Origin of the sequence: Microbacterium sp. (genome assembly GCF_030149085.1) — a bacterium.
Taxonomy (GTDB): domain Bacteria; phylum Actinomycetota; class Actinomycetes; order Actinomycetales; family Microbacteriaceae; genus Microbacterium.
Genome location: NZ_JASBSF010000346.1, coordinates 1 through 3161, shown reverse-complemented (window position 1 = coordinate 3161; position 3161 = coordinate 1). Strand labels below are relative to the sequence as shown.

The window sequence follows — 3161 nt, the reverse complement described above, 5'->3', positions numbered from 1 at the left end:
TGGCCCTGGACCGGCTGCTCTGGGAGATCGGCACCGACGGGGCGGAGGTGCGGGAACTGCGAACCCGTCTGGGATTGGATTCGGGCTACCTCAGCCGCATGCTCCGGGGCCTCGAGCACGAAGGTCTGGTCGTGACGGTGGCATCCGACGACGACAGCCGCGTGCGTCGTGCGGAGATCACGGATGCCGGACGCGCTGAGATCAGCATCCTTGATCGCCTGTCCGATGACCTGGCCGACGCGATCCTCGATCCGCTGACGCCGAAACAACGAGAGCAGCTCCTTGCTGCCGCTGCAACAACGCGCAAACTTCTGACCGCTTCAGCAATTGAGATCTCACCCACCGACCCCGACGAACCCGCAGCCCGCGAAGCGATCACGCAGTACTACGCCGTGCTCGCGGAGCGCTTCGAGCTGGGATTCGATCCCGCCACGACCCGCCCCGCCCCCGCAGACGCGCTCCGCCCCCCGGCGGGCCGCTTTCTGATCGCAACACTCAAGGGCACCGTCGTCGGATGCGTGGGCGTCAAGATTCACCCCGACGGCGTCGGCGAGATCAAACGCCTCTGGGTAGCCCCCGAGACACGCGGCATGGGCCTGGGCAGGCGCCTGCTCACCGCCATCGAGGATGCCGCGAGGGATGCCGGCTCAACGGTGGTGCGGCTCGATACCAACCGCACACTCACCGAGGCCATTCGGCTGTACCGGTCAGCGGGCTATGTCGAGATTCCCGCATTCAACGACGAGCCCTACGCGCATCACTGGTTTGAGAAGCACCTCGCCAGCTAAGGCGCTTTTCTCGACCTACGGTGCCGCCTCGACGAGCGGAACCGAAAGCAGCCGGTCATCGTCACCCGCTGGCGTGCCGCGCCCGTCGGTGTTGCTGGTCAGCAACAGCAGTTCGTCGTCGTCGACCGCAGCGTCACGGATGCGACCGAACTCCCCGATCCACAGGGGTTGCGGATCACCGATCATCCCCTCGGGGCCGACATCGAGCATCCACACCCGCTCACCGCGCAGCGCCGCGACAAACAGGGTGTTCCCGACAGCCGCCAGACCGCTGGGGCTTGCCTGATCGGTCGGCCAGGTGACGATCGGATCGATGAATGCGGGATCCCCCGCGGCCCCCTCGTGGATCGGCCAGCCGTAGTTACCGCCCGGCACGATGCGGTTGATCTCATCCACCTGGTCTTGACCGAACTCGGTGGCCCACAGAGCGCCATCGTCGGTCCACGCCAAGCCCTGCACGTTGCGGTGCCCGAGGGAGTAGACGGCAGTGCCGAACGGGTTACCCGGCGCCGGTGAGCCCTCAGCGTCGATCCGCAGGATCTTGCCCGCGAGCGAACCGGGATCTTGCGATGCATCCCGGTTTCCAGCATCCCCTGTCGCGACGTACAGGTACCCATCCGGACCAAAAGCGATACGTCCGCCGTTGTGCGTGTTCGCCTTCGGGATGCCCTCGAGGATGATCTGCTCACCACCGAGACCACGTTCACCAGGAGCGCCCAGAAGCGGCATCCGGATGACGCGGTTCCCGTCCCAGCTCGTGAGATAGGCGTAAAGCCACGCTTCGGCATCCTTCTCGAGCAGAGCGAGCCCGAGAAGGCCACCCTCGCCGGTGGCACTCACGCCGGATATCCCGCCGATCGTACGTACCGAACCGCTCGCGTCGATCTCGACGATCTCGCCGCCGCGCGTGCTGACGATGCGCGTCCCATCGGCGAAGGGCACGACCGACCACGGCACCCTCAGGTTCGCCGCAACGGCGGTCGGCGCACCGGCCGAGCGCCACATCGCGGGAATCGATGACGTGCTCGGACTGGGTGTTGCCGCCGGCGTCGTCGCCTCCGCGCTCGGGGTCTGCACGCGCTCGGATGCCGATTCCACGCACGCGGTCAGGGTCAGCGCCGCAGCGAGGAGCGCTGCGCCAGCTGTGCCCCGAACCGTGCGCGTGTTCATTCAGACGAGGACCGCGAGAAGACTGCGCGCAGCAGGAAGAAGACGAAGAGGGCGACGACCGCCACGACCACAAGTTTCACGATGAGCATAGCAACGCCCCAAAGGAGTTCCACGAGAATCCACGCGATCACGATCGCCGCGATGACTCCGAGGGTCGTCCAGAGAGTGCCTTTGTTCATGCCTCCAGCCTACGGACGACCGGCCCACTGCGGGCGATCCGTCCAGGATCGCCCGTTCCGTTCGATGCGATGTTCTGGGAGCGCCCGGTCACCACCCGACGATCGCGAGCCCCACCACGCCCGCGGTCACACCCAGGAAGACGAGCAGGTCGGTCCACGTGGCCACCTGCTCGGCGGTGTTCTTGCCCGGTTTGGACACGTGCCGCAGGCCGGCAAGCAGCAGGAAGATCGCTCCTGGTACCGCCAAGAGCACACCCCACGTCGGCAGGAAAGGAATCGCGAGCGCTGTCACCCCCATCCCGAGGTTGGCATAGCCGAGCTCCTGGACGACCTGGTTGGCATCCGTCGAATCGACTCCCAGGATCTTGCGCGTGCGGTCGGGTTTCATCACCTGACTGAGACCGGCCAGTGTCAGACGGATGCCGACACCCCAGAAGCCCCACCACAGACCGAAGACGAGGAGGGGATGTCCCCCTGACACCAGGAGCTGGATCCCACCGGACACGACAGGCAAGATCAGCGTTTGCAGCAGGATGATAAATGCGTACACGGGCACACTCCCAGGTCGGGCCGCGGCGATGCGGCTCTCATGCCAAAGCTAGCGGCGCGAACGGCAGAATGGATGCCGTGATTCGTCGTGCCGTCCCGGAAGATGCCGCAGCGCTGCATGAGCTCGCCGCGGAGACGTTCCCCTTGGCGTGCCCGCCGGAGTCGACGACTCTCGACCAGAGCGCGTTCATCGATGCACACCTGAGCGAGGCATCCTTCCTCGGCTACCTCGTCGACCCCGACCGCGTCGTGCTCGTCGATGAGATCGAGGGCAAGCTCGTCGGCTACACGATGCTCGTGTTCGGCGAACCGACTGACTCCGACGTCCGCGTCGCGCTCGGCGATGACCGTGCGCGCCCTGTCGCCGAGCTGTCGAAGTGCTACGCCCTCCCCTCCTCCCACGGATCGGGGGTGGCCGCACGCCTACTCGAGCGCTCGATCGACGAGGCACGTGCGAGTGGCATCCGTCGTGTGT

The 3161-nt window shown here is 66.3% G+C and carries 5 protein-coding genes; 2 read left to right on the top strand and 3 right to left on the bottom strand.

The window, feature by feature from the left end:
• Positions 1–788, top strand: a 788-nt coding sequence (locus tag Q1V87_RS14260) for a helix-turn-helix domain-containing GNAT family N-acetyltransferase (protein ID WP_300594255.1), incomplete at its 5' end; no start/stop codon positions are given.
• Between the two features lie 15 nt (positions 789–803).
• Here Q1V87_RS14260 and Q1V87_RS14255 read toward each other — a convergent pair.
• The 3 genes from Q1V87_RS14255 to Q1V87_RS14245 all read right to left on the bottom strand — a co-directional run bounded on the left by Q1V87_RS14255 (position 804) and on the right by Q1V87_RS14245 (position 2687).
• A complete protein-coding gene (locus tag Q1V87_RS14255) occupies positions 804–1958 on the bottom strand; it encodes a PQQ-dependent sugar dehydrogenase (protein ID WP_300594253.1) in 1155 nt (384 codons plus the stop codon).
• Entirely contained in the window at positions 1955–2137 is a 183-nt protein-coding gene (locus tag Q1V87_RS14250; protein ID WP_300594250.1) for a hypothetical protein, read from the bottom strand. The genes Q1V87_RS14255 and Q1V87_RS14250 overlap by 4 nt, the downstream gene beginning before the upstream one ends.
• Before the next feature lie 88 nt (positions 2138–2225).
• Positions 2226–2687: a DUF6790 family protein gene (locus Q1V87_RS14245; protein WP_300594247.1), complete on the bottom strand. Its 462-nt coding sequence runs from the start codon at positions 2685–2687 to the stop codon at positions 2226–2228.
• Positions 2688–2764: 77 nt separating this feature from the next.
• Between Q1V87_RS14245 and Q1V87_RS14240 the strand changes: the two genes are divergently transcribed.
• Positions 2765–3161: GNAT family N-acetyltransferase (locus Q1V87_RS14240; protein WP_300594244.1), on the top strand; the 397-nt coding region annotated here is incomplete at its 3' end.